This window comes from Campylobacter sp. TJR-1, from assembly GCF_032840035.1.
Lineage (GTDB): Bacteria > Campylobacterota > Campylobacteria > Campylobacterales > Campylobacteraceae > Campylobacter > Campylobacter fetus.
The window spans coordinates 45,867-71,438 of record NZ_JAWIZX010000002.1; the positions used below are offsets into that span (position 1 = coordinate 45,867).

Annotated in this window: 29 protein-coding genes and 1 tRNA gene; 14 read left to right on the forward strand and 16 right to left on the reverse strand. The window is 32.5% G+C overall.

The annotated features are described in order from the left end of the window. The first annotated feature begins 39 nt into the window (after window positions 1–39). The 3 genes from RVY88_RS02030 to RVY88_RS02040 all read left to right on the forward strand — a co-directional run bounded on the left by RVY88_RS02030 (window position 40) and on the right by RVY88_RS02040 (window position 2,713). Window positions 40–1,743: a methyl-accepting chemotaxis protein gene (locus RVY88_RS02030; protein ID WP_238389029.1), complete on the forward strand. Its 1,704-nt coding sequence runs from the start codon at window positions 40–42 to the stop codon at window positions 1,741–1,743. A gap of 78 nt (window positions 1,744–1,821) precedes the next feature. Continuing rightward, a complete protein-coding gene (locus RVY88_RS02035) occupies window positions 1,822–2,001 on the forward strand; it encodes a hypothetical protein (protein ID WP_238389030.1) in 180 nt (59 codons plus the stop codon). Window positions 2,002–2,161: 160 nt separating this feature from the next. After that, on the forward strand, window positions 2,162–2,713 hold the full coding sequence (locus RVY88_RS02040; RefSeq protein ID WP_011732311.1) for a bacteriohemerythrin: 552 nt from the start codon (window positions 2,162–2,164) through the stop codon (window positions 2,711–2,713). A 7-nt stretch (window positions 2,714–2,720) separates the two neighbouring features. On the opposite strand, the gene RVY88_RS02045 is transcribed toward RVY88_RS02040, so the two are convergent. The 4 genes from RVY88_RS02045 to RVY88_RS02060 all read right to left on the reverse strand — a co-directional run bounded on the left by RVY88_RS02045 (window position 2,721) and on the right by RVY88_RS02060 (window position 6,750). Further along, entirely contained in the window at window positions 2,721–3,098 is a 378-nt protein-coding gene (locus RVY88_RS02045; RefSeq protein WP_162167426.1) for an NINE protein, read from the reverse strand. Between the two features lie 182 nt (window positions 3,099–3,280). Then, window positions 3,281–3,799 (reverse strand): translation initiation factor IF-3, encoded by a 519-nt coding sequence (gene infC / locus RVY88_RS02050; protein ID WP_162167427.1) that lies wholly within the window; start codon window positions 3,797–3,799, stop codon window positions 3,281–3,283. Continuing rightward, a complete protein-coding gene (gene thrS, locus RVY88_RS02055) occupies window positions 3,796–5,616 on the reverse strand; it encodes a threonine--tRNA ligase (protein ID WP_162167428.1) in 1,821 nt (606 codons plus the stop codon). Before thrS ends, infC begins: the two co-directional genes overlap by 4 nt. A gap of 285 nt (window positions 5,617–5,901) precedes the next feature. Beyond that, window positions 5,902–6,750 carry a hypothetical protein gene (locus tag RVY88_RS02060; protein ID WP_317051250.1) on the reverse strand — a complete coding sequence of 283 codons (849 nt, stop codon included), beginning with the start codon at window positions 6,748–6,750 and terminating at the stop codon, window positions 5,902–5,904. Between the two features lie 257 nt (window positions 6,751–7,007). Between RVY88_RS02060 and RVY88_RS02065 the strand changes: the two genes are divergently transcribed. Next, the gene (locus tag RVY88_RS02065) at window positions 7,008–7,139 is read left to right on the forward strand and encodes a hypothetical protein (RefSeq protein WP_002850786.1); all 132 of its coding nucleotides are present in this window, start codon (window positions 7,008–7,010) and stop codon (window positions 7,137–7,139) included. Between the two features lie 183 nt (window positions 7,140–7,322). Here the strand turns inward: RVY88_RS02065 and RVY88_RS02070 are convergent. The 5 genes from RVY88_RS02070 to glmM all read right to left on the reverse strand — a co-directional run bounded on the left by RVY88_RS02070 (window position 7,323) and on the right by glmM (window position 10,100). Next, a tRNA-Val gene (locus tag RVY88_RS02070) sits at window positions 7,323–7,398 on the reverse strand. 53 nt (window positions 7,399–7,451) lie between these two features. Then, the gene (locus tag RVY88_RS02075) at window positions 7,452–7,898 is read right to left on the reverse strand and encodes a CopD family protein (RefSeq protein WP_002850804.1); all 447 of its coding nucleotides are present in this window, start codon (window positions 7,896–7,898) and stop codon (window positions 7,452–7,454) included. 63 nt (window positions 7,899–7,961) lie between these two features. Continuing rightward, the gene (locus RVY88_RS02080; RefSeq protein ID WP_162167212.1) at window positions 7,962–8,324 is read right to left on the reverse strand and encodes an NINE protein; all 363 of its coding nucleotides are present in this window, start codon (window positions 8,322–8,324) and stop codon (window positions 7,962–7,964) included. Further along, on the reverse strand, window positions 8,324–8,767 hold the full coding sequence (gene lspA / locus RVY88_RS02085) for a signal peptidase II (RefSeq protein ID WP_002850807.1): 444 nt from the start codon (window positions 8,765–8,767) through the stop codon (window positions 8,324–8,326). The genes RVY88_RS02080 and lspA overlap by 1 nt, the downstream gene beginning before the upstream one ends. Then, entirely contained in the window at window positions 8,760–10,100 is a 1,341-nt protein-coding gene (glmM, locus tag RVY88_RS02090; protein WP_002850809.1) for a phosphoglucosamine mutase, read from the reverse strand. The genes lspA and glmM overlap by 8 nt, the downstream gene beginning before the upstream one ends. A 204-nt stretch (window positions 10,101–10,304) precedes the next feature. Between glmM and rpsT the strand changes: the two genes are divergently transcribed. The 3 genes from rpsT to RVY88_RS02105 are packed head-to-tail and all read left to right on the forward strand — an operon-like array spanning window position 10,305 to window position 12,026. Then, window positions 10,305–10,571 carry a 30S ribosomal protein S20 gene (gene rpsT / locus RVY88_RS02095; protein WP_002850811.1) on the forward strand — a complete coding sequence of 89 codons (267 nt, stop codon included), beginning with the start codon at window positions 10,305–10,307 and terminating at the stop codon, window positions 10,569–10,571. Between the two features lie 11 nt (window positions 10,572–10,582). Next, window positions 10,583–11,650 (forward strand): peptide chain release factor 1, encoded by a 1,068-nt coding sequence (gene prfA / locus RVY88_RS02100; protein ID WP_002850812.1) that lies wholly within the window; start codon window positions 10,583–10,585, stop codon window positions 11,648–11,650. Window positions 11,651–11,675: 25 nt separating this feature from the next. After that, on the forward strand, window positions 11,676–12,026 hold the full coding sequence (locus RVY88_RS02105; RefSeq protein ID WP_002850814.1) for an MmcQ/YjbR family DNA-binding protein: 351 nt from the start codon (window positions 11,676–11,678) through the stop codon (window positions 12,024–12,026). Between the two features lie 48 nt (window positions 12,027–12,074). Here the strand turns inward: RVY88_RS02105 and RVY88_RS02110 are convergent, their stop codons facing one another. Beyond that, the gene (locus RVY88_RS02110; RefSeq protein WP_162167211.1) at window positions 12,075–12,530 is read right to left on the reverse strand and encodes an isochorismatase family protein; all 456 of its coding nucleotides are present in this window, start codon (window positions 12,528–12,530) and stop codon (window positions 12,075–12,077) included. Window positions 12,531–12,548: 18 nt separating this feature from the next. Next, window positions 12,549–13,307 carry an exodeoxyribonuclease III gene (locus RVY88_RS02115; RefSeq protein WP_057040789.1) on the reverse strand — a complete coding sequence of 253 codons (759 nt, stop codon included), beginning with the start codon at window positions 13,305–13,307 and terminating at the stop codon, window positions 12,549–12,551. Between the two features lie 122 nt (window positions 13,308–13,429). Between RVY88_RS02115 and RVY88_RS02120 the strand changes: the two genes are divergently transcribed. The 3 genes from RVY88_RS02120 to RVY88_RS02130 are packed head-to-tail and all read left to right on the forward strand — an operon-like array spanning window position 13,430 to window position 15,548. After that, complete coding sequence (locus tag RVY88_RS02120) at window positions 13,430–14,959, forward strand: phosphoethanolamine transferase (protein WP_024305259.1); 1,530 nt, start codon at window positions 13,430–13,432, stop codon at window positions 14,957–14,959. Beyond that, window positions 14,956–15,318: a diacylglycerol kinase gene (locus tag RVY88_RS02125; protein WP_002850819.1), complete on the forward strand. Its 363-nt coding sequence runs from the start codon at window positions 14,956–14,958 to the stop codon at window positions 15,316–15,318. Before RVY88_RS02120 ends, RVY88_RS02125 begins: the two co-directional genes overlap by 4 nt. Continuing rightward, window positions 15,285–15,548, forward strand: coding sequence for a winged helix-turn-helix domain-containing protein (locus RVY88_RS02130; RefSeq protein ID WP_024305260.1), 264 nt, complete (start codon window positions 15,285–15,287; stop codon window positions 15,546–15,548). Before RVY88_RS02125 ends, RVY88_RS02130 begins: the two co-directional genes overlap by 34 nt. Here RVY88_RS02130 and RVY88_RS02135 read toward each other — a convergent pair. Continuing rightward, entirely contained in the window at window positions 15,526–16,071 is a 546-nt protein-coding gene (locus RVY88_RS02135) for a manganese efflux pump MntP family protein (protein WP_011732322.1), read from the reverse strand. The two genes, RVY88_RS02130 and RVY88_RS02135, sit on opposite strands and share 23 nt — an antisense overlap. Window positions 16,072–16,158: 87 nt before the next feature. Here RVY88_RS02135 and RVY88_RS02140 point away from each other — a divergent pair, with 87 nt between their 5' ends. Next, window positions 16,159–17,067: a DMT family transporter gene (locus RVY88_RS02140; protein ID WP_002850823.1), complete on the forward strand. Its 909-nt coding sequence runs from the start codon at window positions 16,159–16,161 to the stop codon at window positions 17,065–17,067. On the opposite strand, the gene RVY88_RS02145 is transcribed toward RVY88_RS02140, so the two are convergent. From RVY88_RS02145 to RVY88_RS02160, 4 genes are read right to left on the reverse strand one after another with little or no spacing between them, the layout of a single operon-like run. Next, the gene (locus RVY88_RS02145; protein ID WP_011732323.1) at window positions 17,064–17,891 is read right to left on the reverse strand and encodes a metal ABC transporter permease; all 828 of its coding nucleotides are present in this window, start codon (window positions 17,889–17,891) and stop codon (window positions 17,064–17,066) included. The genes RVY88_RS02140 and RVY88_RS02145 overlap by 4 nt on opposite strands. Then, on the reverse strand, window positions 17,888–18,643 hold the full coding sequence (locus tag RVY88_RS02150) for a metal ABC transporter ATP-binding protein (RefSeq protein WP_011732324.1): 756 nt from the start codon (window positions 18,641–18,643) through the stop codon (window positions 17,888–17,890). Before RVY88_RS02150 ends, RVY88_RS02145 begins: the two co-directional genes overlap by 4 nt. Next, complete coding sequence (locus RVY88_RS02155) at window positions 18,640–20,181, reverse strand: DUF1007 family protein (RefSeq protein ID WP_162167209.1); 1,542 nt, start codon at window positions 20,179–20,181, stop codon at window positions 18,640–18,642. Before RVY88_RS02155 ends, RVY88_RS02150 begins: the two co-directional genes overlap by 4 nt. After that, window positions 20,178–21,587, reverse strand: coding sequence for a metal ABC transporter solute-binding protein, Zn/Mn family (locus tag RVY88_RS02160; RefSeq protein ID WP_317051251.1), 1,410 nt, complete (start codon window positions 21,585–21,587; stop codon window positions 20,178–20,180). The genes RVY88_RS02155 and RVY88_RS02160 overlap by 4 nt, the downstream gene beginning before the upstream one ends. 184 nt (window positions 21,588–21,771) lie before the next feature. On the opposite strand from RVY88_RS02160, the gene RVY88_RS02165 reads away from it, so the two are divergent. From RVY88_RS02165 to RVY88_RS02175, 3 genes are all read left to right on the forward strand, one after another. Further along, window positions 21,772–22,122, forward strand: coding sequence for a Fur family transcriptional regulator (locus RVY88_RS02165; RefSeq protein WP_162167207.1), 351 nt, complete (start codon window positions 21,772–21,774; stop codon window positions 22,120–22,122). Window positions 22,123–22,287: 165 nt separating this feature from the next. Next, entirely contained in the window at window positions 22,288–23,142 is an 855-nt protein-coding gene (locus tag RVY88_RS02170) for a cytochrome-c peroxidase (protein ID WP_065844636.1), read from the forward strand. Next, window positions 23,135–25,570 carry a GGDEF domain-containing phosphodiesterase gene (locus RVY88_RS02175; RefSeq protein ID WP_202930973.1) on the forward strand — a complete coding sequence of 812 codons (2,436 nt, stop codon included), beginning with the start codon at window positions 23,135–23,137 and terminating at the stop codon, window positions 25,568–25,570. The genes RVY88_RS02170 and RVY88_RS02175 overlap by 8 nt, the downstream gene beginning before the upstream one ends. Window positions 25,571–25,572: the final 2 nt, after the last annotated feature.

Here is a 25,572-nt window from a genome sequence, read left to right on the forward strand (position 1 = left end):
TCATTAGAATAAATTAATTTTAATGACAAAGGATAAAAAATGTTGTTTTTCAACAAAAGCATAGCAAGCAAAATCTCCATAGGCGTATCCTTACTCTTTGCAATAGCACTGATAAGTTTTACATATATCAATTATATAGATTCTAGAGATAACTCTATAAAACTTCTCTCTTTAGAAAGGCAAAAAGCAGTTGCGGGATCTGAAAATATATTAGATATCGAGCTGGAATTCGATGCCAATAAAGCAGAGCAAATATCAAAACAGATATCAAAACCAAATTTAACCCGCGAAGAAGTTCAAAATATACTAAAAACTACAAATAAAATAACGGAATTTTCGTCTATACATATGGTATATGAATCAGACGGAACTATATACAAATCAGACGGAACTATAAAAGAAGCAAATAGTATATATGATGCGAGAAAATATCCATGGTACCAAGAAGCTTTAAAGAAAAATAAACTCATCATCACAGATCCTTATCAAAATTTAGATAATAATACATATATAACTTTAGCAGCTCCGATACATGTAGAAAATAAATTTATAGGAGTTTTAGGTATAAATTTAGAAGCCGAAAATTTAAGTAAAAAAATTATAAAGCTTGGAGAGACAAAAGGCGGATATATAATGATATTAGATTCTGAAGGAAAAATCATTATGCATCAAGAAAAAAATCAAATAGGAAAATCGCCAAACTCTACTCTAAGTCTCGTAAATAACTTTCAAAATAAAAATATTGACAAATACGGAATGATCAACTACACAAGATCTAACGGAAATCAAAATATCGCAGATTGTATGAATTCAAAACATAGCGACTGGATAATTTGCGCATCTATGGATAAAAATATTTTTGAAGAAGGTATAAATAATATACTAAAAAAACAACTATGGCTGTCTGCATTATATATTATTATCTCATCGTTTATAGTATTAATTCTAGCCAAAAGATATTTAAAACCGATAAATAATATAGTATTTGGTCTCAAAAATTTCTTTGATTTCTTAAATTATAAAAACGATAATCCTAAAGATATAAGCTTAAAATCAAACGATGAGTTTGGAGTTATGGCTACAATGATAAATGATAATATAAGTATCATTAAAAATGCTATTAAAAAAGACGCTCAATTAGTTAGCGAATCTTTGCAAAAAGTAAAAGAGGTTGAGGATGGAAATTTAAAAGCAAGAATAGTTAATGTTCCGGTTTCACCGCAGCTAAACAAACTAAAAGATGTTTTAAACTCTATGTTAGAAGTGCTTGAGCAAAAAGTCGGAAGCGATATAAATGTTATCCAAAAAACATTCGATGATTTTAAAAATCTTGATTTTACATCTAACATACCTAATGCTAGAGGAGAAGTTGAAAAGATAATAAATACTTTAGGAAAAAATATAACTAAAATGTTAAAAGATAACCTAAAACAAGCAGATATCCTACAAGCAAAAGCAAATAACTTACAAGATTTTGTAATTATGTTAAATGAGAGCTCAAAAAGTCAAGCTAGCTCACTAGGAGAAAGTGCAGCTGCGATTGAAGAGATGAGTAATTCTATGACTTCGATTAACGAACGCACTATGGAAGTTATAAAACAATCAGAAGATATAAAAAGTATTATAACAATAATTAGAGATATAGCAGATCAAACAAACTTGCTAGCATTAAATGCGGCAATAGAAGCAGCGCGCGCAGGAGATCACGGCAGAGGATTTGCGGTTGTTGCGGACGAGGTATGAAAACTTGCCGAAAGAACAGGGAAATCGCTAGGAGAGATTGAGGCAAACGTAAATATACTTAGTCAAAGCATAAATGATATGAGTCAAAGCATCAAAGAGCAAACCGAAACCATGAATCAGATAAACCAATCTGTTGCTAACGTAGATGAATTAACAAAACAAAATGTTGATATAGTTAATGATACAAACAAAATATCTATTGAAGTAGAAAATATAGCAAATTCAATAGTCAATGATGCGAAAAAAAATAAATTTTAACATAAATTTAATTGCATTTTAATTGCTTATCAAAGACATCTTTAGTCATATATTTGGCTAAAGATATACTTTAATTTATATAATTAAATTTCATATAAAGTAACATTAAAAATAAATTTACTATAATTACGTAATTATATTATACAAAAAGGGTAGGGTTATGATACCGGTATGGGACGATAAATATAGTGTAGGAAATAATGGTATAGATAAACAGCACAAAAAGCTATTTGAACTTGCAAAAAAATCATATATTTATGCTAATAAAAATATCTCAAGAGAAGATATTAGAAATATAATAACTGAATTTTTTGAGTATATGAAGGAGCATTTTAGAGATGAAGAGATCTATATGGAGCTTATAGAATATCCATATTTAGAACAGCACTCATCTATCCATAAAGATATTATAAATAGTATGTCAAATCTCATAAAAACTGCAAAAAATGTAAATGATCTAAAAGAAAATTTAGTTATTATAGCTGAAAAATGGCTTCTTGAGCATATACTTCATCATGATACCAGAATCGAAGAATGGAGAAAGTTACAACTTAGCAATCAAAATAAACCAAGCACAACAAAAAAATACAGATATACATGTGGTTGTCCAAATAAAACGCACATAGTATCTATAACCATCCACAACAAAATCATACAAGGCAAAAAATACTCTTGCATGACTTGTAATAATGAGATAAAATTTAAATCTTAAGAGTAAATCATGCGAGTATCTGAATTATTTTATTTAGATTATCTTGCTTGATACCCTTATATACTAGAAAGAAGTCGGCAATAACCCACACGAAGACTATTATCAAAAATATATAACCTATGACGATAAGCACAGTCATCCATCCTATGATAGTCAGCACAAGTTTAGCGATACCAAGTATAACATCACCTTTATAAAACCTATCAACACCAAATCCGCCAAATAAAACACCTAATATAAGACCGATCAGTGGATTTTTCAATGGAATTAAAGCAATACTTTGTACCTTCTCTTGTGAAGCAACTTTAAGCTTGTCTTGCAACAACAGTAGACCTTGAGATGGAACCTTATCTTGCATATACATTGTAATGGCGCTTACGTCCATATTGTCCTCCTTAAAATAAATTCAATTCTATTTAACTTTATTATTGTATCAAAAAAATAGCATTAAAATATATAAATTTAAAAATAATAGATAACTGTGTAAAAATTTATTTAAATTTAATTTATTGTTTTATTTATGAAGAAGTGGCAACTAGCCTGGGCTAGTAACCACAAGGCTAAAGTTTATCCCTTTTTAGGAGTTACTAACATATTTACGTAACGTCCCTCTAAAGCAGGTACTTTATCGCGATCCGCGTAATCTTTTACAAGTTCCCAAATTCGCTCAAGCATAACAACGCCTATATCTGGAGTAGCCATCTCTCTTCCTTTTAGAAAAACTCTAAATTTAACATGCTTGCCTTCTTCAAGAAATTCTTGCGCGTGCTTGATCTTGTAGTTAATGTCGTTTTGGGCTATTTTTACTGAGAGTTTTATCTCTTTTACTTCAATAACTTTTTGCTTCTTTTTTGCTTCTTTTTGCTTCTTTTCTTGCTGATAACGGAATTTACCGTAGTCCATTATCTTACAAACCGGCGGTTTAGCATCGGGAGCTATAAGAACCAAATCAAGCCCCATACGGTTTGCGATATCTTGAGCTTCTTCTCTACTTATAACACCATAAGCAGTACCATCATCACCGACACATCTTACCTCACTAGCACGAATTTCTTCGTTTAGATAAACATCCTTCTCTTTGCTCAAATATTCACCTCATTTAATTTAGATTGAATAAAGCCTAAAAACTCGTCTAAGCTCATATCTTTTTGCTCTCTAGCACGTCTATCACGAAGTGCTACACCTCTGTTTGCAACCTCATTATCTCCAAGTACGATTATCATCGGTACTCGTTGTTTCTCTGCTGTCCGTATTTTTTTATTTAAAGTCTCATTTTTATTAAATATTTCACTATCTACATCCATATCTAGAAGCAAAGAGTGTACCTCATTTGCATATTTATGGTGTTCATTACTAATAGGTATGATAACAACTTGTGTCGGCGCTATCCAAAATGGTAGCTCTCCGGCCGTATGTTCAAGCAAAATTCCTATAAATCTCTCAAAACTACCCATAATGGCACGATGCAGCATAACAGGCTGTTTTCTTTCGTTATTTTCATCTATATAACCAAGATCAAAACGAGCAGGCAAATTAAAATCAACCTGTATAGTTCCGCACTGCCATTTACGCTTAAGCGCATCTGTGATTTTTATATCTATCTTTGGTCCGTAAAATGCGCCGCCGCCCTCGTCTATACCATATTTCAATCCTTTTTCATCAAGAGCATCTTTAAGCGCTTTAGTAGCTATCTCCCAAACAGCGTCATCGCCAACTGCTTTTGCAGGTTTTGTTGAAATTTCCATTTCGTAAGTAAACCCAAATGCACTCATCAAAGTATCGACAAAACTTAGAATTTCATACACATTTTCTTTTATCTGACTTGGCATACAAAATAGATGCGCATCATCTTGAGTAAATTCGCGAACTCTAAAAAGACCGTGTAAAACACCGCTTTTCTCATGTCTATGAACTACGCCATATTCAAAAAATTTAAGAGGCAAATCGCGGTAACTGCGAATTTCGCTTTGATAGACTTTGATGTGTCCCACGCAGTTCATCGGCTTTATACCATATTCTTGCTCGTCAATCACGGTAAAATACATATTTTCTTTGTAATTCGCGTAGTGACCACTGATTTTCCAAGCATCGCTTTTTAAAATTTCAGGACCGCGAACAGGCTCATAACCGCGAAGTCTATGAGTACGATAAAGCTTGTGTTCTAAACGACTTCTAAGCCTTGCGCCATTTGGCAGCCATATAGGAAGTCCAACACCTATAGTATCATCAAATGTAAAAAATTTCATCTCTGCGCCGAGTTTTCTATGATCGCGCTTTTTAGCCTCTTCAATGATGCGAATATGCTCTTTTAGACTCTCCTTATCGGCGTAAGCGGTTCCATAAATTCTAGTTAGCATTTCGCGGTTTTCATCTCCACCAAGGTATGCTCCGGCTATTCTAGTTAGTTTAAAAAATCTTGTAAAAATCGTATTTGGTACGTGAGGTCCACGACAAATATCTTCAAAGTTTCCTTGAGAGTACAAGCTAACGACGCCATCTGGTATGCGTTTTAGAACTTCTTGTTTTAGATCGTCGCTTGCATATTTTGCTGCGACTTCTGATTTTGTCGAGTTAAATTTAACTATATCGATTTTAGCTAATGCTAGCTCTTTCATCTTTTTTTCTATCTCTTCAAGATCGCTCTCACCTAGCTTTTCGCCGTCGCTTTTACTAACTCTCATATCATAGTAAAATCCGTCTTCTATACATGGTCCTACGAAAAATTTAGCGTTTGGATATAGCTCTTTTATCGCTGCGGCCATAAGATGCGCACAAGAGTGTCTTATAACGTCTAACGCTTCTTTTGAATTATCAAAAAATATCTCTTCGCCACCGTTTCCACAGTAACTTTGGGTATCAACTATTTGCTCATTTACTTTATATGCAATTATATCGCTCATTATATTCCTCTTTCTACCGGTTGCTCTTCCATACAACGAAAGAACAAAATATCTGATTTTATCTAATTGTATTTTAAGTTAAACTGAATTTTAGGATTATTAAAGCTTACTAATGCCGTATTTTAGGCTAAATTTAATCAAATTGTTAATATTTAGTTGCATTTACGATTTTTAATTATAAATTTAGACAGACAATTAATTATATTTATCTGTCTAAATATTTATTTAAATATAAGCAAATTTACAGCTCACGCCCAAACTCTAAGAGGTTTTGGATAGAATTTATCTTTACTCGTTTATGGTTTTGTTTGAATTTGAGTTATTTAAATTTAAATTACTTGATTTATCAGAATTATCTAAATTTGAATTACCAAATATATATTTAGTATAGATATCGCTTACTGTTATGCTTTTATTGTTTTGTATATCAGTAAATAACTTATATCCTCTACTAGATAGTTTCTTTATCATCTCAACGCCAAGATCTTTTAAAGATATAAGTTCCATCTCTCCTGAACTATTTCTTATTTTAGCCGCACTTACGCTAAAGTCTAATTTAGTATTTAATTCTTCTTCGTTTAGTCTATTTATATTTAAGTTTAGTTCTATCCTTGCTTCAAATACTTTGCTTGTATCTTTATATAGTTTATCTACTACAAACTCTCTTCCACTATTAAATCTAAGAGTGAATGTTCCGTTTTTATTTATTTTTATAGCTGTTAGTATATCGGTGTCTATAAGCATATTTGCAGTATCGCTTCTATCTTTTTCAAAGCTATCTTTTACTTTTTGTAAGTTATCTAAGGTGAATGTTAGACCAGTCGCAGATGTGAAGTCTCTTTCTACGGCTATCATAACGATTGATTTTATGTTTTGATATTTTTCTTCGTCGCTTAGACCTGCCATATGGTTATCTCTGTTTTTAAGTTCGCTCATATAATCGTTGTATAAATTTATAAACCTATCGTATTGTTGATTTTGGTAAGAGTCTTCGCCTTTCCAAGAATACTGCCTGGTTTGTGGGTCATATAAGTTATTAAAAGAAAAATTTGTTGTATCATATCTGGAATATTTTAACTTCTCAAGTCTATAGCTTTCATTAACTATTTTTTGGCAATTGAACTTAATCGCGTACAATTTCCATTATCGCCATACACAAAATTTTTATCATTTTGTCCGAGTAAATACCTAGTCTGAGTTGTAATCATATTATTAACAAGCTTACTTATTAAGATAAATTTAAATTTAGGTAAGTAGAAAGCGGCGTTTTTCGAGTATTTTGTATTTTATCTATTCTAGCAAAACCGCTGCATATTTTTATTTAAATTTGAATATTATACTTGATAAAGATAATCAATTATGATATAATAACTTAAAAACAAAGGATAGCATATATGAAAGCTTTAGATGTTCTAATCAAAGTTTCGAGTTTGGTTTTAATCATCTCTAAAATAATTCACATTAGATTAGAAAAGAGAGTTTCAAATTTAGAAAAAACTCAAAAACGTTCTGTTAAATTTAAATAAAACCAAAAAAATTATAAAGAAAGAGTTTAACCGGCAATATAAGTGCTATTTTAAAATGCATCATAGCATAAAAAAAGAATTTATAACTTTGTTTTTTGTAAATTTGCATAGCTCAACGTTGCAAGATCTTAAATAAGGTATAAATTTAAAAGTTTAATTAATTTTTAGATATATAAGTATAAATGGTGGCTCTAACTGGACTCGAACCAGTGACCCCCACCATGTCAAGGTGATGCTCTACCAACTGAGCTATAGAACCAAAAGAGTTTGGATTATATAAAAATATCGCTTAAATTTGGGTAAAACCCAAATTTAAATCAAATGCGCCTTTATAATCATAGCGTATAGAATGATAAACATTATTATTGTCGGCACTTCATTATACATTCTAAAAAACTTTCCGCTTTTTGTACAGCGGTTATTTTTAAACTGTTTTAAATAGTACCCCAAGCTAAAATGATACGCAACTAAGATAATCACACAAAGCAATTTCATATGAAAATACCCTTGTTTCATAAGCTCCGGTTTTTCAAAAATCAGTATCGAAAGACCACTTAAAATGGTAATTATCATAGCTATCCAGCCTATACCGTTGTAAAGCTTACTTTCTTGAATTTTTACTACATCGACAAATCCATGATTTTGTATGTGTTCTGCGTGATAAACATAAAGTCGTGGCTGATAAAATAGCATCGCCATCCAAGAGATAAACGCAGCATAGTGCAGCCATTTGACCCATAAATAAGCTTCATAGCTCATTTTGTAACTCCTTAATAAAATTTTTCCGTTAGTTTACCATATAAATTCAAATAATATTAAATCTTAGCCTAAAATTTCATCTTTACGCCTGAGATACTCATCGTAACTCATAGCGCCGTTCTTATACAATTCATATAGTTTTTCTACTTTTTTTAATTTATGAGAATCGCTAATGCTTTTTTCTATACAATTAACTGAATTTAATTTTTCTACCCAATTAGAGGTAAAAAACAGATCTGCAAGCCACCAAATTCCCCAAATAGCAAGAAATATATATCCAACTAAAAATATAGCGGTTAAACTTCCGATCCAAAATAGCAATAATTGCAACAATCCGCTCAAAAATTTGCCGCAATATATCCTATGAGCACCAAAACCGCCTAGAAAAAACCAGAGCGCATACGCTATATAAATATTTCTTTGCATTACTTTTTCCTATGCATAAAACTCTGAATCAAAATAATCAAAATCGCCAGATCTATCATCATATCGGCAAAGTTAAATACGGCAAAGTTAAACCATTTATGCCAAAAAATATAGTCAACCACACCGCCATGCACAAATCGATCAAGTATATTTGAGCAGCCTCCGCCAAGAAGCAGACCAAATGCTGCGGTATGGGATTTTAAAAGTTCTTTTTGTCCAAAAAGATAGCCCAAAAGGACAGCGATGAGAGCTAACTGGATGTATTTTAAATTTGTTCCCAAAAACTCAAACATAGAAAATGCCACACCTTTATTAAAGACCAAAACAAGATCTATAAACTCGCCTTTATATCTAAATCCGTTTAAAAATATCCATTTTATAATCTGATCAACGGCAAATATAGCTGCAAAATATGATAAAAATTTAAAAATTACCTTACTCATTTAATGCTTTTATAAAGAATTTTTCTACTTCAGCTATCTTTTTAGTTACCAATGCTTCGTCTTTTCCCTCAAGCAAAAGTCTTATAACGTTTTCAGTCCCAGAATATCTAAAAAGAGTGCGAATTCCTAGTTTTTTAAGCTCGTCTTCAAGTTCTTTTAAGCCTTTAAGCTCATCAAGAGGTCTCTTTTCTATAATTTTCAAATTTGAAAGTTTTTGTGGATATGCTTTAATACTCCCGAATATCTCGCTGGCTTTTTTATTTTTAGCTAAGAGACAAGCGCTTACTTGCAAAGCTGAAACAAGTCCGTCGCCGGTCTTTGAAAAATCGCTAAATATGATGTGTCCGCTCTGCTCACCGCCGAAATTTATGCCGTTTTCTTTCATCATTTCAAGAACGAATTTATCTCCGACGTTTGAACGAAGAAGCTTAATTTTGTGTTTTGCAAGATAGTCGTCAAGTGCGGCATTACTCATCACGGTGGCTACTATCTCCTTTTTATCAAGCATCTTATTTTCATCAAGATAAGTAGCCAAAACGCCGAGCAAAGCGTCTCCATCGACAACTTTTGCATTTTCATCGACAACCACAAGTCTATCGGCATCACCGTCAAAAGCAAATCCTATATCGGCTCTTAATCTTTTAACTTCTTTTGCCAAATTTTCAGGATGCAAAGCACCGCAGCCATCATTTATATTTCCGCCGTTTGGTTCATCGTTTAAAACTATTGTCTCTGCTCCAAGCTCGCTAAATACGGTCGGAGCGACTTTATAAACTGCGCCGTTTGCAACGTCCAAAACAACTCTTAAACCTTTTAAAGTAAGACTTTTAGGGAATGAGTTTTTGATATGAACTATGTATCTGCCTATAACATCGTCAATTCTTTTTGACTGACCGATTTCGAGACCTATTTTTTGATTGTTTTCTATTATTTCATTATGAAAAAATATATTTTCTATGGCTTGTTCAGCCTCTACGCTTAGCTTATTTCCGAAACTATCAAAAAATTTGATACCGTTATCATCAAATGGATTATGACTGGCGCTTATCATTATGCCGGCGTCACAGCGCATATCTTCAGTCAAAAATGCTATCGCTGGAGTCGGCATAGGACCTATTTGTATAACATTATATCCAACTGCGGTAAGTCCGGCTACTATCGCGGTTTCGATCATATATCCGCTTTTTCTGGTATCTTTTCCGACTAAAATTTTATTTGTAATTGAGTTTTTACGAAAGTAAATTCCAGCAGCCATCGCTAGTCTCATCGCAGTCATCGCGTTTAGCTTCTCTCCGGCTCTGCCTCTAACTCCATCAGTTCCAAAAAGCTTCATTTTTGCCTTCTTTTTTTAAATTTAACTAGCTATTTTATCAAAAACAATATTAAATTTGCATATGAAATACAATTCTAAATTTAAAAACGGAAAATAATTACATTAAAAAACAGAATGAGAATGATTAAATTTGACTTAAATTCAGATTTATTTAATTATCTTTAGGATATAATCACCGACTAAAATTATAAAAAAAGGTAAGTTATGGCAAACCACAAATCTGCTGAAAAAAGAGCAAGACAAACTATAAAAAGAACCGAGAGAAATAGATTTTACCGTACAAGACTTAAGAATTTAACCAAAGCGGTAAGAGTTGCAGTAGCAAGCGGCGACAAAGACGCTGCATTAGTAGCTTTAAAAGATGCAAATAAAAACTTCCATAGCTTTGTAAGCAAAGGATTCCTTAAAAAAGAGACCGCTTCTAGAAAAGTTAGCCGCTTAGCAAAACTTGTTAGTACTTTAGCTGCATAATTTAAATTTAAATGTTAGCTGACAAACTACGTCCATTTATAGATCGCTACAATGAGTTAAACTCTATTCTTAGCGATCCAGAGGTCATAAACGATATATCTCGTATGACTAAACTCTCAAAAGAGCAAAGAAACTTAGAATCCATAAAAGACGCTACTCAAAGATACTTAAGTATCTTAAACGGTATAGAAGAAAATAAAACTCTACTTGAAGATCCAGAACTAGGCGAACTAGCTAAAGATGAGCTAAAAGCGCTAGAAACAGAGCTTCCGAAACTAGAAGAAGAGATAAAACTTCTGCTTCTTCCAAAAGATCCAAACGATGAAAAAAATATCTTTTTAGAGCTACGCGCCGGTACAGGAGGCGATGAAGCTGCCTTATTTGTAGGAGACTTAGCTACTGCGTATATAAGATATACCGAAGAGCGGGGCTATAAATACGAGATAGTAAGTTCAAGCGAAGGAAGTGCGGGCGGATATAAAGAGCTGATTTTACTCATAAAAGGCGAAGGTGCTTACTCAAGACTTAAGTATGAAGGCGGAACTCACAGAGTTCAAAGGGTGCCAGAAACAGAAAGTCAAGGTAGAGTGCACACTTCGGCTATCACAGTAGCCATCATGCCAGAAGTAGAAGATAGCGAGATAGATATAAATCCAAACGATCTTAAAATAGACGTTATGAGAAGCTCGGGTCATGGCGGACAGTCGGTAAATACCACAGACAGTGCCGTGCGCGTAACTCACATACCAACAGGCTTAGTCGTAGTCAATCAAGACGGTAAAAGCCAACACAAAAACAAAGACGCCGCTATAAAGGTCTTAAAAGCTAGGCTTTACGATATGCAAGAGCGCGAACGCAGAGAAAAAGAAAGCAAAGAGAGAAAAGATCAAGTCGGCACCGGAGATAGAAGCGGTCGTATCCGCACGTACAATTACCCACAAAACCGCATCAGCGATCACCGCATAAATCTCACTCTTTATAGGCTAGATGCCATTATGGCAGCAGGACTTTTTGATGAGATCATAGACCCGCTCATCGCGCACTACCAAGCAGAAGCCATAGCAAACGCCGGACTATAAATTAACTATTTTTAAAATAAATATTATGACCAGAGAGACTGTATTTAAGTATGCAAAAGAAAAGTACGGTACGATCCCCGATCATCCATGGAAAAAATATCCGAAATACGCCATTTTAAGACATTTAAAAAATCAAAAATGGTACGGAGCCGTAATCAACATACCAAGAAACAAACTCGGACTAAATGGAGATGACGCGGTTGATGTTTTGAATGTCAAATGCGAGAAAGATTTGGCTATTTTGCTAAAAGATAACAAAGCCATCTTTTCCGCTTATCACATGAACAAAAAGAACTGGATATCGATTTTGCTTGAAAAGGCGGAAAATAAGATGGTTTTTGATCTCATTTCGCAAAGTTATAAAATAACTCTTTAACTATTTTATCAACTTTGAGATATCTTTAAATTTGACATGCTCGGCACTTCACATCATCTCAAACGCTATCATTTCGGTAGATTTTACGGTAACGCCATTTAAATTTAAAAAAGTAAGCTCTTTGTTTCTTTCGTCTCTACTGCCCACACACTCGTCTACCAAAGTCACATTATAACCATTATTTAGCAGATCTTTTGCGCTTTGATATACACATATATGAGCTTCTACTCCGATCAAAATCACATTTCTATAACCTGAAATTTCATCTTTTATAACGTTAAAAGCCGAGAATTCCGACTTATCAAATATTTTGGAATTTATCAAATTTAATATCTGCTCATCGGTATCGCCAAGCCCTTTTTTATACTGCTGCGTAGCGATCACCTTAAGTCCTAGATCATTTGCTATTTTTAGAAATTTAACACTGTTTTGCAACAAATTTTTATCGCTCATCGTGTTTAAAAGCTTAGTTTGCATATCGATAACCGTGACTATACTATCCATGATTTTCCTCCGTTTTTTTTATAGATCTATCTCGATACCCACTGGACAGTGATCGCTACCTTCTATGCTATCAAGTATAAAGGCATCTTTTAGTTTATCTTTTAAATTTGAGCTAATGAAAAAATAATCAATCCGCCAACCGACGTTTTTAGCTCTTGCGTTAAATCTATAGCTCCACCATGAGTAAGCGTTCTCTTTGTCGCCATTTATAAATCTAAAAGTATCTATAAATCCGCTATCGATAACCCTATCTATCCACGCCCTTTCAATAGGCAAAAATCCGCTTGTTTTGGAGTTGGCTTTTGGATTTTTAAGGTCGATTTCACGGTGAGCGGTATTTACGTCGCCGCAAAATATCACTCCTTTGCCTTCGCTCACCAAAGCATTGATATAAGATAGAAATTTGTCATAAAAATCCATCTTATATGCTAGTCTTTCATCTCCGCTTTGACCGTTTGGAAAGTATATATTGAAAAGATGTATATTATCAAATTTATGTTCCAAAACTCTGCCTTCATCATCATCAAAAAACTGCGATTTTAAATTTTGAGATTTTAAATTCGACAAACTCATCACACCTGAGTAGCCAGGTCTTTTGGCTGAATTTGCGGATATATTTTCAAATCCCAGATTATAAATTTCTGCTGGTATCTTATCTTCACTTACTTTGATCTCTTGCAAAGCTAAAAAGTCCGGTTTATGCTCATCTAGCCACGAAAAAGACTCTTTTCCAAGCGCTGCTCTAAGTCCATTTACGTTCCACGAAATTAGTTTCAAATTTAATCCTTTTATATATTTTCTTGCTTAAATTATAACTTCAAATTTAAAATACTTATACTAAATTTTTATCTATTTACCATATTGAATTATAATTTTAACAAATAATTTTAAGGATCTTCATGAAAATCAGCTCAAATATTTTTATATTGAGTTTTGCTCTTTTTATAACCTTGCTTAACTACAAATTTTTTGAATTTGCAATCAATAAAGCAGGTTTTTACGAAAACAAAATTGTTATTTTAACGCTTCCGGTGCTATTTTTTGCACTATTGATAATAGCTTTTAGCTTATTATTCCTACCTTATCTAACTAAACCATTATCAATTTTTATAGGTATTAGCGGAATTGCCGGAGCGTACTTTATGAACACGTACGGCACAATAATAGATAGCGATATGATAAGAAATGCGGTGCAAACGGATGTAAAAGAGGTGAAAGATCTACTAAATTGGGATATAATTTTATGGATTTTAGGCGCCGTTTTCGTCGTGATTATCGTAGTAAAAACGAAAATTATCTATTCTAAGGTTTTGCACGAGATAAAAATCAGATCTATTTTTATAGTAGCGGCTTTAGCCATTTTCGGAGCTTCTTTTGGTATATTTAGCAAAAACTTTATACCATTTTTTAGAAACTATCCGGAAATCAGGTTTTTTACAACTCCGTTTTATCCTATATACTCTATAATTAAATTTACAAAATCACTAACTCCTAAAGCAGAATTTCAAAAAATAGGACTTGACGCAACTCTAAAAGATGATAAAAAAAGATTATTTGTACTTGTAGTAGGAGAAACTGCGAGAGCTGCTAATTACTCGTTAAATAACTATATGAAAAACGATACCAACCCATACTCGAAAGAAAACGGCGTACTTAGCTTCACGAACTTCTACTCATGCGGAACATCTACTGCTATAAGCGTACCTTGTATGTTTTCAAATTTAACAAAAAAAACGTTTTCTCCAAGCAAAGCTAACAATACGGGTAATTTATTAGACGTATTTACTGTAGCAAATATTGATGTAAGCTGGTTTGGTAACAATTCTGGATGGTGCAAAGGAGTCTGCGATAGACTGCAAAACGCTAAAAATTACGGCGGAGAGGGCTTTGATGAAGTCATGCTAAAAGATATAAATTCCAAAATACAAAACGCTTCAAAAAACAGCTTTATAGTAGTTCATCTGCAAGGAAGCCATGGGCCAACTTACTTTAAAAGATATCCAAAAGAGTTTGATAAGTTCAACCCTACTTGCGATACTGCCGTACTAAAAGACTGTACGCATGATGAAATAGTAAATACATATGATAATACTATACTATATACCGATTATGTTATGAATAAAATAATAAATATGCTAAAAGATTCTAAATTTGAGACCGGGCTCCTTTACGTAAGTGATCACGGCGAGAGTTTGGGAGAAAACGGATTATATTTGCACGGTATGCCTTATGCTTTTGCTCCGGATTTTCAAATACATGTTCCTGCCATACTTTGGTTAAACGACAATAAAAAATTAGATGAATTGAGCAGATTAAAAGATGAGAATTTATCACAAGACTATGTTTTTCACTCTATGCTTGGATTTTTTAGTATAGATTCAAACGTGTATGATAACAATCTGGACTTATTTGCTAAGGATATAAAGTGAGAAATCAACCGAAATATAGCTTTTTTAAAAACTCATCATATGCCTTTAGCGGACTTTTTGATATCATATCTAGCGAAAAAAGCTTTAAAATAGAACTAGCCATCATAATTCCTCTACTTATCGTATCTGTTTTTTTAAATTTAACCCTAAGCGAACATCTACTTTTAGCCGCCGTGCTATTTTTGATTCTTGTAGTAGAGTGTATCAACTCATCTATAGAAAGAGCCGTAGACCTTACTACGACAAACTATCATATACTAGCTAAAAAAGCAAAAGACGCTGCAAGTGCGGCTGTGTTTTTAAGTATATGTTTAGCGGGATTAGTATGGATAAGTATAATTTTAAATTTAATATTCTAACAAAACTCTTTAAAAAAATTCTAGGCGAAAAGAAAACGCTTATAATGGAGCTTCTAGTAGAAAATATGGATGAAAAATATCTTGTAAAATATACTATAAAAGAGATTTGCGACGAGCTCGAAGTAAGCAAACCCACAGTTATTCAGACCTTCAAGCTCTTAGAGGAAAAAGGCGTTTTAACAAAGATAAAAAACGGTTTATATAGACTTAATTTATCAGATGAGTTATGATAATTTTACAGCCTATCAAAATAAGTATAACGCCGCCAAGAACTAGAGCTTTGCTTTCTAACATTTCGCCCAAAACTCTGCCCATGTAACTAGCAATAACGCATAAAACAAAACATACCAAGCCTATCACAAAAGCCGCGATAGCTATATTTATCTCTTCAAAACTAAAAGTAATTCCTACGGCAAGCGCATCCAAACTAGTCGCAAAAGCTCCTAACATAAGCATTCTTAAACTTAAATTTAAACTACAATGTACGCTAATCTGTCGACTCTCTTTTATCATTTTTATACCTAAAAATAGCAAAATAGCAAAAGCTACGTAATGATCTATATAAGATATAAACCCAACAAATGCGAGACCCAAAAAATAACCGATAACCGGCATAAAAGCTTGAAATATTCCAAACAAAAAAGACATTTTAAAAATTTGCAAAGCTTTTATGTTCATACACCTTGCGCCGTTTGCCATACTTATAGCCACACTGTCCATTGCTAAAGCGATAGATAAAAAAATCAGCTCCATTATTATCCTTATTTTAAAAAGAGTGTAATTATATCTTAATTTACATTATGCTAGAATTAACGCATTTTTTATTGAAAGAAGATTAAGTTGAAAAAGAGTGTCATAGCTGAGATCTTACTTATTTTTGTAGCGATCTCTTGGGGAATGACGTTTGTACCGGTAGCCGAAGCTATAAAAAGCGTTAATGTTTTTAGCTTTTTGTTTTGGAGATTTTTAATCGCTACTATTTTTATGTTTGTTTTTTGCATCAAAATATGTAAATTTGATAAAAAATCAATTTATTATGGTTTATTTTTAGGATTTTGGTTATTTTGCGGATTTGCTTTTCAGACATATGCGCTCAAATACTCATATAGCTCAACAGTAGCATTTATCACAGGATTAAGCGTCGTTTTAGTACCGTTTTTGATGCTTGTATTTTTTAAGCAAAGTGTGAATAAATTTGCATTTGGAGGAGCTCTTATAGCTTTTATCGGACTATATTTTCTTAGCGGCACGGGAGAATTTGGGCTTGGTAAAGGCGAAATTCTATCCATTATTTGCGCTGTTTGTTATGCTTTGCATATCTCATTTACAGGAGTTTTGGTTAGCAAATGTAATATTTATGCGATGGTAATTTGCGAATTTTTTGCCGTGACGATTTTAAGCTTTTTTGGAGCGATATTGTTTGAGAGTGGTGATACAAATTCATTATTTCAAGGACTTCAAATTAGTTTTGAAACAGAGTTTTTAATGGCACTTATAGTCTGCGCTCTATTTGCTACCGTATTTGCATTTTTCGTACAAAGCTACGCTCAAATTTATACAACTGCTACAAAAACAGCTTTGATATTCACGCTTGAGCCAGTAAGCGCCGGATTAGCCGGTTATTATATCGCAAATGAAATTTTAAGCGTAACGCAGGTACTAGGAGCTACGGCTATACTTTTTGGAGTGCTGTTTAGCGAAATAGGTTCAAATTTAATAAAGCAAGCGACTCTTAAATTTGAAAATTAAATTTGAGTTTTATTTTTTAGCTTAGACTTAAATGTGCAAAATACCTCAACACCAAAAAAGCAGATCGTGGCGACTAAGATAATGCTAGCACCGCTCGTAAGATTATAACTATAACTAAGCCACAAACCAAAAATAGTGAAAAGTGCAGATATAACGCCTGCTAAAATCATCATAATACCTAAATTCGGACTAAACTTTTCAGCGATATAAGGAGGTATAGTAAGAAGAGCTATAACAAGTATAAGTCCAACTACTCTTATAGTGGCTACCACGCAAAGAGACATAAGAGCCGTCATTGCATAGTATAAAAGCGTTGTGTCGACTCCTCTAAGTTTAGCAAACTCGCTATCAAAACTTACTGCGCAAATTTGCCTATAAAGTCCTATACTAAAAGCTATAAAAAGCAGATCTATGAAAGCCATAAACCATAAATCACTGCTAGAAACAGCCAAAATCGATCCAAAAAGATAACTCATAAGATCGCTATTATATCCTGGAGTAATATCTATAAAAATAATACCTATAGCCATACCAAACGCCCATATAGCACCTATTATGCTATCTGTACGATCTCTATTTTTAAGGCTTATAAAAGCTATTAAAAGTCCAAGTGCTATGGCAAAAAAAGTAGCACCCAAAAGTGGACTTAAGCCTAAAAAAAATGCTATTCCTATACCGCCATATGCTCCGTGCGCAACTCCGCCTGCTATAAAAGTCATTTTATTTACAACTATAAGAGAGCCCATAATGCCACACGCCACGCTTACTAATATTCCGGCAAAAAGAGCATTTTGCATAAAACTAAAACTAAAAGCGTCTATCATACATGCTCCTTACAGCCGCACTTCTTTAAAGCTATCTCAACATCACAAAAATGATCGTGAGAGCGACTCAAATGCTCTATAAAACTCTGCTTGTCTCTACCGTCTATGCTATGCAAAAACAGTTCGCGACTAACATAAGCAACCTTACTAGCAAAACTTATAGCCATATTTATATCATGACTTACTATAACTATACCTATACCAGTTGCGTTTATATCTTTAAGTCTAGTATAAATTTCTGCTTGACCCTCTGTGTCTATACTAGCCGTAGGCTCATCTAGCATAAGAATTTTAGCATCGCTGCAAAGTGCTCTTGCTATATAAACTCTTTGTCTCTCTCCGCCGCTTAATTCTCCTATTCCTCTTTTATAAAAATCTTGCATAGAAACTTTTTTAAGTGCATTCATAGCTAATTCTTTATCTTTTTTTGAGTAAAATCCAAATATTTTATTATCCAGTCTACCCATTAAAACAATTTCTAAAACACTCATAGGAAATGCTCTATTTATAGGTATATGCTGAGGAACATACCCTATAAATTTACAGAGCTCTTTTGGGCTTTTACCGTCTATTAATACGCTGCCTTTTAAAGGAGCGATAAGACCTAACATAAGACGCAAAAGACTGCTTTTGCCGCCTCCGTTCGGTCCTATTATGCTAAGAAAATCACTAGAATGATAAACTAAATTTATGTTTTTTAAGATAGTAGAGCCGTCATAACCAAATGTTACGTTTTTTAATTCTACTGTCATAAAACACTAACTCTACTTGAAATAATAAACATATAAACACCAAGAACTATCATTAAAGCAAGAGCTAAAAACTCAAGATAAACTCTAAGATTTTTAAATTTAAATAACGAATCATTCATACTTTTACCAAATACCGCCGCTATAAATATCACGCTAGCCATACCAAGACCTATCATAAAAGCACTTGCCAATCCTATACCAAAACTACCTAAACTAAATGCCAAAACAAAAACAAGCACTGTTCCTGGGCAAGGTACAAGAGCTGCGGCAAAAACAAGCATCCACTCATAAACCGAGCGAGGAAATCCTGAAGAAAAAGAGGCGCAAACACAGCCGCAAGTACCGTTATGTTCATGATTCGAATTTGAATAGTTAAAAATTTTGGTATATATTTTGGATTGATCGCTAATTGTTTTAAATTTAATTTTTTTCGACTTGAAAAATATCTTTAATTTAGTAAAAATCATAAAAATAGCTATTAATATAATTATGACGGCCGAGATTTTTGTCGTGATACTAGCAGCTTCGTTTGTAGCTTTTGTTATAAAAGCATTTATAACAAACATCATAACATAAACCAAAATCAACGCTCCAATAACATGCAAAAAGCCGATTTTTAAGGACAAGTTGATCGCCTTCATATAACTAGCGCGGTTAGCCGCAAAATAGCTAGTAGTAAGAAGTTTTCCATGTCCCGGACCAGCAGCATGTAAAAATCCATAAACAAACGAAACTAGCAAAATAGCAAACACTCCAGAACCGCTGCTATCTTTAATAAGCATCTTTAAATTATCAAGATAATTTGTACTAACTTTTGCTAAAAGATTATATTTTTCTTCATCGATTCTATCTATATCTTTTAAAGAATCCAAAGTAGCGTTTTGCGTAGAGTCGTATTTTGGACTTTCATCCGCATTTGAGGGGTTCGTATTTTTAGGTATTATACTAGCTAAACTAGGCTTATCGGGATTTGTTTTTTTCTCTTTATCAATCTCGTAAAATGCAATATTTAAATTTATATTTGGATTGATGAAAAGTCCACTTTTTGTCTCATATGCACTAGAATCTGCGATTTTGAAGTTAAAATACTCTTGCGTATCAAATATACTTATTCGAATTACTCTACCATCTTTTAAATCCAAATTTAAAGGAAATAAAAATGTAAAAACGAGTCTTCCGTCCTCGATAGCGGTTTTTACCTCATTTGCTTTTAAATTTAGTTTTTTGCTTTTTTCCTCTCCGTCATAATACGAAAAATCCATTAAATAATCTTTAGGCTCCAAATAGTCCAAAAGAGCTTTTTGAATCTCTGATAATTCATCTTCTTCTAGTTTTAAATTTGAGTTTATATCATATGTTTTAAAAGTCAATTCGGTAAAATTCTCAGAAAATATCCATTTGACTTTTGCATCTTTTATTTTATCATCATCTTCGATAAAACTTATCTCAGTATGAGCCGTAGGTGAATAAAGTGAGCAAAGCGCGCATCCAAACGCACTTTGCAATAATAAAATTAAAGTTAAAAAAACTACTTTCATAAACCTTCTTTAAATGCATTTGCCGTATTTTTCATACTTTCTACCCAATCCTCGGCTAAATTATCTATCTCTACAACATTTGCACCGGCTTCTTTAGCTATAAGCTGTGCTGCTTTTTTAGAAAACTGCGGCGCTACAAAGATAACTTTTACGTTCTCTTCTTTGGCTTCTTTTATGATATTTGCCAACTGAGCCGGTTTTGGCTCTTTTCCTTCAGTCTCTATAGCTATTTGATTTAAGCCGTAGCGCTTAGCAAAATACGCCCACGACGGATGGTAAACTATGAAATTTCTATTTTTTACAGAAGCTAGTTGCTCTTTTATATAACTATCTAGCATATCAAGTTCATTTTGAAATTTAGCTAAATTTGCTTCATATAAAGCTTTATTTTTAGGATAATGAGCTATTAAAGCGTAAGCTATATTTTTAGCTTGTATTTTAACAAGAAGAGGATCAACCCAGATATGAGTATCAAAATTCCTGTCTATATGTTCTAACATATCTTCTATGATATCTGCTTTTTTCATATTTGATTTATAAGAAGTAGGCCAATTTTCAAGTTCTAAACTAAGAGTTTTAAAACTATCATCTCCCATATAAATACGAAAATGAGAGATTTTTGCAGGACCGATCTCATGGTCGCTAAACTGAATAAATTTAGGTGCATTACTATTTTTATCTATATTTTCCAACTGATACCTGACACCTTTTTTACCGCTTTTATATGTTAGAATTTCATAACCTTTATAAGCATATTTTCCAGTATTTACACCGTTAGAAGTATAAAAACTTATATTACCGTTGTTTATAACTATACGATTTATACTGCTTTTATAGCCTTTTTCATACTGTTTTTTATACTCGTTGAAATTTTTATCACTATTTGGAGAGCTTGCCTTGGCTTCTAAAACAGGGTCAAGACTACCATCGATCAAATACGGATATACACTATTAAAATCTCCGTTCCAGTCGCTGATATCTCTATCTTTTACATCATTATCATCAAAAATTCCGTAATAACTATCTTTATGTTGTTTAGCGTGATCGTGTTTTTCATGGTCGTGATCTCCATGCTCATGAGCCTCGCTAGTTATAAGCGGAACACCTTTTTGAGTTTTGATTATATCTAAGCTCGGATAGCTTTTAGCAAATCTTGGAAGCCACGTATTTTCGTATTCCATTCCAACGGCAAAAAATATATCGCTTTTTTCTAGATTTTTCATCTGTTCGGGACGCGGCTCATAAATATGAGGATCGGCACCGGCATTTACCATATAATTTACGTCTACACTATCTCCTGCTATTTGCTCAACAAAATACTTCGTAGGTAAAATGCTAGTAGTTACAACTGGTTTTGCATATATAAATGCAGCGCCTATACATAAAACGCAAAGAAATTTGTTCATCTTTTTCCTTTTAAATTTAATATTTTGCAGAGCATTATATCAAATGCAACTTAGTTGCAACTTAACAGTAAATAATTCAAAAATTATATTCTAATATGGCTAAAATTTGACTTATTTTTTATTATATATTTTAAATTTAACTGTTTTTATGATATGATTTTAACCAAAAAAATTAGGTGGTTAAATGAAAGCGACTACTTTTTTACAAAGCCATAATATATCTTCAACTCCGCTTAGAATAGAGTTAGTAAAGATGTTGCAAAACGCAAACAAACCTATAAGTTATGATGAGTTTTTGTCTAAAATCAAAGCAAATAAAACAACAATTTATAGAAATTTAGATCTTCTTTTAAGCAAAAATTTGATCATCAAAAATGAAATAGAGCATAAAAGTTTTTATGAGTTAGCAGATCATGCTAAAGCATATTTTGTATGCGAAACATGCCATGAGATGGAAAAAATCGAAGTTCCAAATTTACCTGGTAAAAATATAAAAAGTGCCGTTATAAAGGGTATTTGCGAAAAATGCAGCTAGTAAGATATTTTAAATTTTCAACAGATAGATTTGATTTTAAGCCTTTTTTTTATAAAATGATACATTTAAAAAAGGTTAGCAATTGCAAAATACGCTAGTAAAAATAGCTCGCCAAAAACATCAGTATAATGAAAGCATTGGCATAATGAAAGTATTGGTATTTTGATGATAAAGTTAATTCTGATTTTAGGAATTATCACGAGTTTGTTTGGACAGATCAGAGATGAGATATTTATGCCTCTTACGCAGCAAAAAGCATATAACAAGCAAAAAGCAGATCTAGGAAAAGAGCTTTTTAGAGATAAAAGACTAAGCAAAGATAAAACTATCTCTTGTGAAACTTGTCATAATCTTGAAATCACCGCAACCGGAACTTCAAATCAAAAACTGTTAAATCCTCCGACTCTGCTGAATTCCTCTTTAAATTTTATATTTTCTAGTAAAGGAGATATAAAAAATCTCAGTGAACAGATAAAAAAATCATTAACTAGCGATAAAGAACTTAACAGTCAAGAGGAATTTATAGTATCTCAAATAAACAAAAATCCTAAATATGAAGCTAAATTTAAAAATCTCTACAAAGACGGCGTGACGTTTGAAAATTCAGTAGATGCTTTAACTGAGTTTATCAAAGCACTTACTACGCCGCTTAGTCGTTTTGATAAATTTTTAGCAGGAGATAAAACCGCACTCAGCGATGACGAACAAAAAGGACTTGATATATTTATAAGATCTGGCTGCGTTAGCTGTCATAACGGAATAAATTTAGGCGGAAATATAATAAGCATTATGAAAAATGAAATGATAAATACAAACGAGATATTAAAAGTGCCAACGCTAAGAAACATCTCTCTTACAAAACCGTATTTTCACGATGGACGCGTAAATGAGCTTAGAGACGCTATCGAAATGATAAGATCAAGGATACACTCGAGAAAACACAACGAGGAAGAGTGCGAACTGATATATAAATTTCTACTTACTTTAGAGGGAAACACTCCGGAGATATTATATGAATAAAAGATATATTACGAATAAAATAATTGTTGTTATGGTTTTGGTGTTATCTCTTTTTTGTGCGTATTTTATATTTCACACTAGTGAAATTATATCAAAAAATAACTTTTGGCTTGACAAAGCATCGGAGATAAAAATATTAAATAACGATATAGATATTCAAATGTCTAAACAACTATCTATGATAAATTACGATGATATGAACGCTAAAATAACAGAGATAAACAGACTTATTCACGAAATAGAGATGTCAAAAGACTTTTCTAAATTTTTCTTTAAGATCAAAAATAAAAAGATATTTATGGGCCTAAAAAAGGCTATAGAAAACAAAAAAATTATCATAGAAAAATACCAAACTCTAAAATCAATATCAAGCAATGATCTTGTATACATAAGTCAAAATATACAATACGCATCAAATTTAAAGTTTGTAAGCAAACTATACTCGTATATAATTCTTAGCAAGTTAGGAACAGAGTTTAACGCAACTATGTTCAATCACGATATAAATATGCAATTAAACAATATAGGAGATACTAAAAGTTTTGATTATTCTCTTTTAAGCGCCATTAAAGATGTAGGAAATAGTATTTTAGCGCTTTCAAATTTATCGTACGATAATATAAATTTAAAAACCACGCAAAAAATAGACGCCTTTTTAAATGCTATAAATAATCATTTCAAATCAAACATCAATGATCTTATGATAAGCGTAGTCGTACTTTTGTTTATTATTATATTATCATCTACTAGAAATATCTATACAAGCGTAAAAAATAGAAAAAATGCAGCCAAAATAAACCAGATGGGAGATATGATAGCAAATAGTCCAAATCAAATTTTAATCATAAATCGAGAAGGCAAAATCATAGATGCAAATCCTGCTTTTGAACAGATAAGTGGATATAAAAAATCAGAAGTTTTAAATAAAACTTTAAGCTTCTTAAATACAAATTTAAAAGGTACAAATATCTATGACGATATACTCCAAAGTAAGCAAATCTGCAGATATAACGAGTTTATAAGCAAGTCAAAAAAAGGACTTTTGATATATGAAAAAATCATAGCCATACCGACTTTAGACGAGTATTCACAAATATCTGGAGCTATCATAGTCAAACAAGATATCACAAAAGAAAGACTTATAGCAAAAGAGCTTGGATTTAAAACTGCAGAGATAAGAAACAGCGCTCTAACAGATAAACTAACAGGTTTAGGAAATCACATAGCGCTTATGGAAAAAATAGATGATAAGAAAAAAGGTATCGTCATCTATATAAATGTAAATCACTTTTCAAATTTAAGATTTTTTTATAAAACATCGACTGTGGATCTTATATTAACTGCGATATCAGAAACGCTTAAACTATGCATAGAAACATATAAAATGAACTCAAGCATATACAGAATACAACTAGATGAGTTTTGTATATGGTATGAAGGAAGCAATATAAATAAAGATGTAAAACATATCTTAGAGTATTTTAAGGTAAAAAATATAGACATAATAACAAGCGAAGGCAGAGAAATATTACCAAATATAAATATCACAATGGGCGTTAGCATGGAGGCAGACACTCCAAATACAAACCGCCTCACTCAGTCTATCTTAGCTCACCATGAAGCGATATCGAACGACCAAAATATAGCATTTTATCAAGATAACAACATAATAGAACAACAATATCATAAAAACCAGCTAATCTCAAGAATGGTACAATACGCACTAAATGAAAATAGAGTTATAGTCGAGTGTCAAGGCATATTTGATATTAGATCAAGCAATAAACCTATATTGTCGTCATATGAAATTCTAATACGCATCATAGATTCCGAAAATAAAATACACTATCCCGGAGAGTTCTTAGGAGTAGCAAAACAAACATCGCTTTATATAGCACTCACAAAACAAGTTATAAGCAAAGCTTTTGATCTATTAGAAACATTTTGCGATAAAAAGTTTTCTATAAATTTATCAAGCATAGACATGGTAAACGAATCTGTTAAAAAGCTATTTATGCAAAAACTTTCTCTTTGCTCACAGCCTAGCCACCTTACTGTAGAAATATTAGAAAGTGAAGGTATAGACGACTATGCATCGATAAATCTATTTATAGAAAGCATAAAAGATCACGGATGTAAACTCTCTATAGATGATTTTGGAAGCGGATACTCAAACTACTATAGAATGCTTGAGCTTGACATCGATTACTTAAAAATAGACGGTTCGATCATCAAAAAACTTCCGTTTGACGAAAATGCAAGAAGCGTCGTACAAACTATAGTAGAGTTTGCAAATAGACAAAAATACGATGTTGTAGCCGAGTTCGTATCATCTAATGAAATTTTAGAACAAGTACTTAGCTACGGTATAAAATACGCTCAAGGCTTTTTACTTGGCAAACCTATTCATCCTAGTAATATAGATTAGCA

Bases quoted from the DNA above. Each gene is read 5' to 3' on its own strand.
- RVY88_RS02030 (WP_238389029.1), top strand. From the start codon at position 40: ATGTTGTTTTTCAACAAAAGCATAGCAAGCAAAATCTCCATAGGCGTA.
- RVY88_RS02035 (WP_238389030.1), top strand. From the start codon at position 1,822: ATGAGTCAAAGCATCAAAGAGCAAACCGAAACCATGAATCAGATAAAC.
- RVY88_RS02040 (WP_011732311.1), top strand. From the start codon at position 2,162: ATGATACCGGTATGGGACGATAAATATAGTGTAGGAAATAATGGTATA.
- RVY88_RS02045 (WP_162167426.1), bottom strand. From the start codon at position 3,098: ATGGACGTAAGCGCCATTACAATGTATATGCAAGATAAGGTTCCATCT.
- RVY88_RS02065 (WP_002850786.1), top strand. From the start codon at position 7,008: ATGAAAGCTTTAGATGTTCTAATCAAAGTTTCGAGTTTGGTTTTAATC.
- RVY88_RS02075 (WP_002850804.1), bottom strand. From the start codon at position 7,898: ATGAGCTATGAAGCTTATTTATGGGTCAAATGGCTGCACTATGCTGCG.
- RVY88_RS02080 (WP_162167212.1), bottom strand. From the start codon at position 8,324: ATGCAAAGAAATATTTATATAGCGTATGCGCTCTGGTTTTTTCTAGGC.
- lspA (WP_002850807.1), bottom strand. From the start codon at position 8,767: ATGAGTAAGGTAATTTTTAAATTTTTATCATATTTTGCAGCTATATTT.
- glmM (WP_002850809.1), bottom strand. From the start codon at position 10,100: ATGAAGCTTTTTGGAACTGATGGAGTTAGAGGCAGAGCCGGAGAGAAG.
- rpsT (WP_002850811.1), top strand. From the start codon at position 10,305: ATGGCAAACCACAAATCTGCTGAAAAAAGAGCAAGACAAACTATAAAA.
- prfA (WP_002850812.1), top strand. From the start codon at position 10,583: ATGTTAGCTGACAAACTACGTCCATTTATAGATCGCTACAATGAGTTA.
- RVY88_RS02105 (WP_002850814.1), top strand. From the start codon at position 11,676: ATGACCAGAGAGACTGTATTTAAGTATGCAAAAGAAAAGTACGGTACG.
- RVY88_RS02110 (WP_162167211.1), bottom strand. From the start codon at position 12,530: ATGGATAGTATAGTCACGGTTATCGATATGCAAACTAAGCTTTTAAAC.
- RVY88_RS02120 (WP_024305259.1), top strand. From the start codon at position 13,430: ATGAAAATCAGCTCAAATATTTTTATATTGAGTTTTGCTCTTTTTATA.
- RVY88_RS02130 (WP_024305260.1), top strand. From the start codon at position 15,285: ATGGATAAGTATAATTTTAAATTTAATATTCTAACAAAACTCTTTAAA.
- RVY88_RS02135 (WP_011732322.1), bottom strand. From the start codon at position 16,071: ATGGAGCTGATTTTTTTATCTATCGCTTTAGCAATGGACAGTGTGGCT.
- RVY88_RS02145 (WP_011732323.1), bottom strand. From the start codon at position 17,891: ATGATAGACGCTTTTAGTTTTAGTTTTATGCAAAATGCTCTTTTTGCC.
- RVY88_RS02150 (WP_011732324.1), bottom strand. From the start codon at position 18,643: ATGACAGTAGAATTAAAAAACGTAACATTTGGTTATGACGGCTCTACT.
- RVY88_RS02155 (WP_162167209.1), bottom strand. From the start codon at position 20,181: ATGAAAGTAGTTTTTTTAACTTTAATTTTATTATTGCAAAGTGCGTTT.
- RVY88_RS02160 (WP_317051251.1), bottom strand. From the start codon at position 21,587: ATGAACAAATTTCTTTGCGTTTTATGTATAGGCGCTGCATTTATATAT.
- RVY88_RS02165 (WP_162167207.1), top strand. From the start codon at position 21,772: ATGAAAGCGACTACTTTTTTACAAAGCCATAATATATCTTCAACTCCG.
- RVY88_RS02170 (WP_065844636.1), top strand. From the start codon at position 22,288: ATGATAAAGTTAATTCTGATTTTAGGAATTATCACGAGTTTGTTTGGA.
- RVY88_RS02175 (WP_202930973.1), top strand. From the start codon at position 23,135: ATGAATAAAAGATATATTACGAATAAAATAATTGTTGTTATGGTTTTG.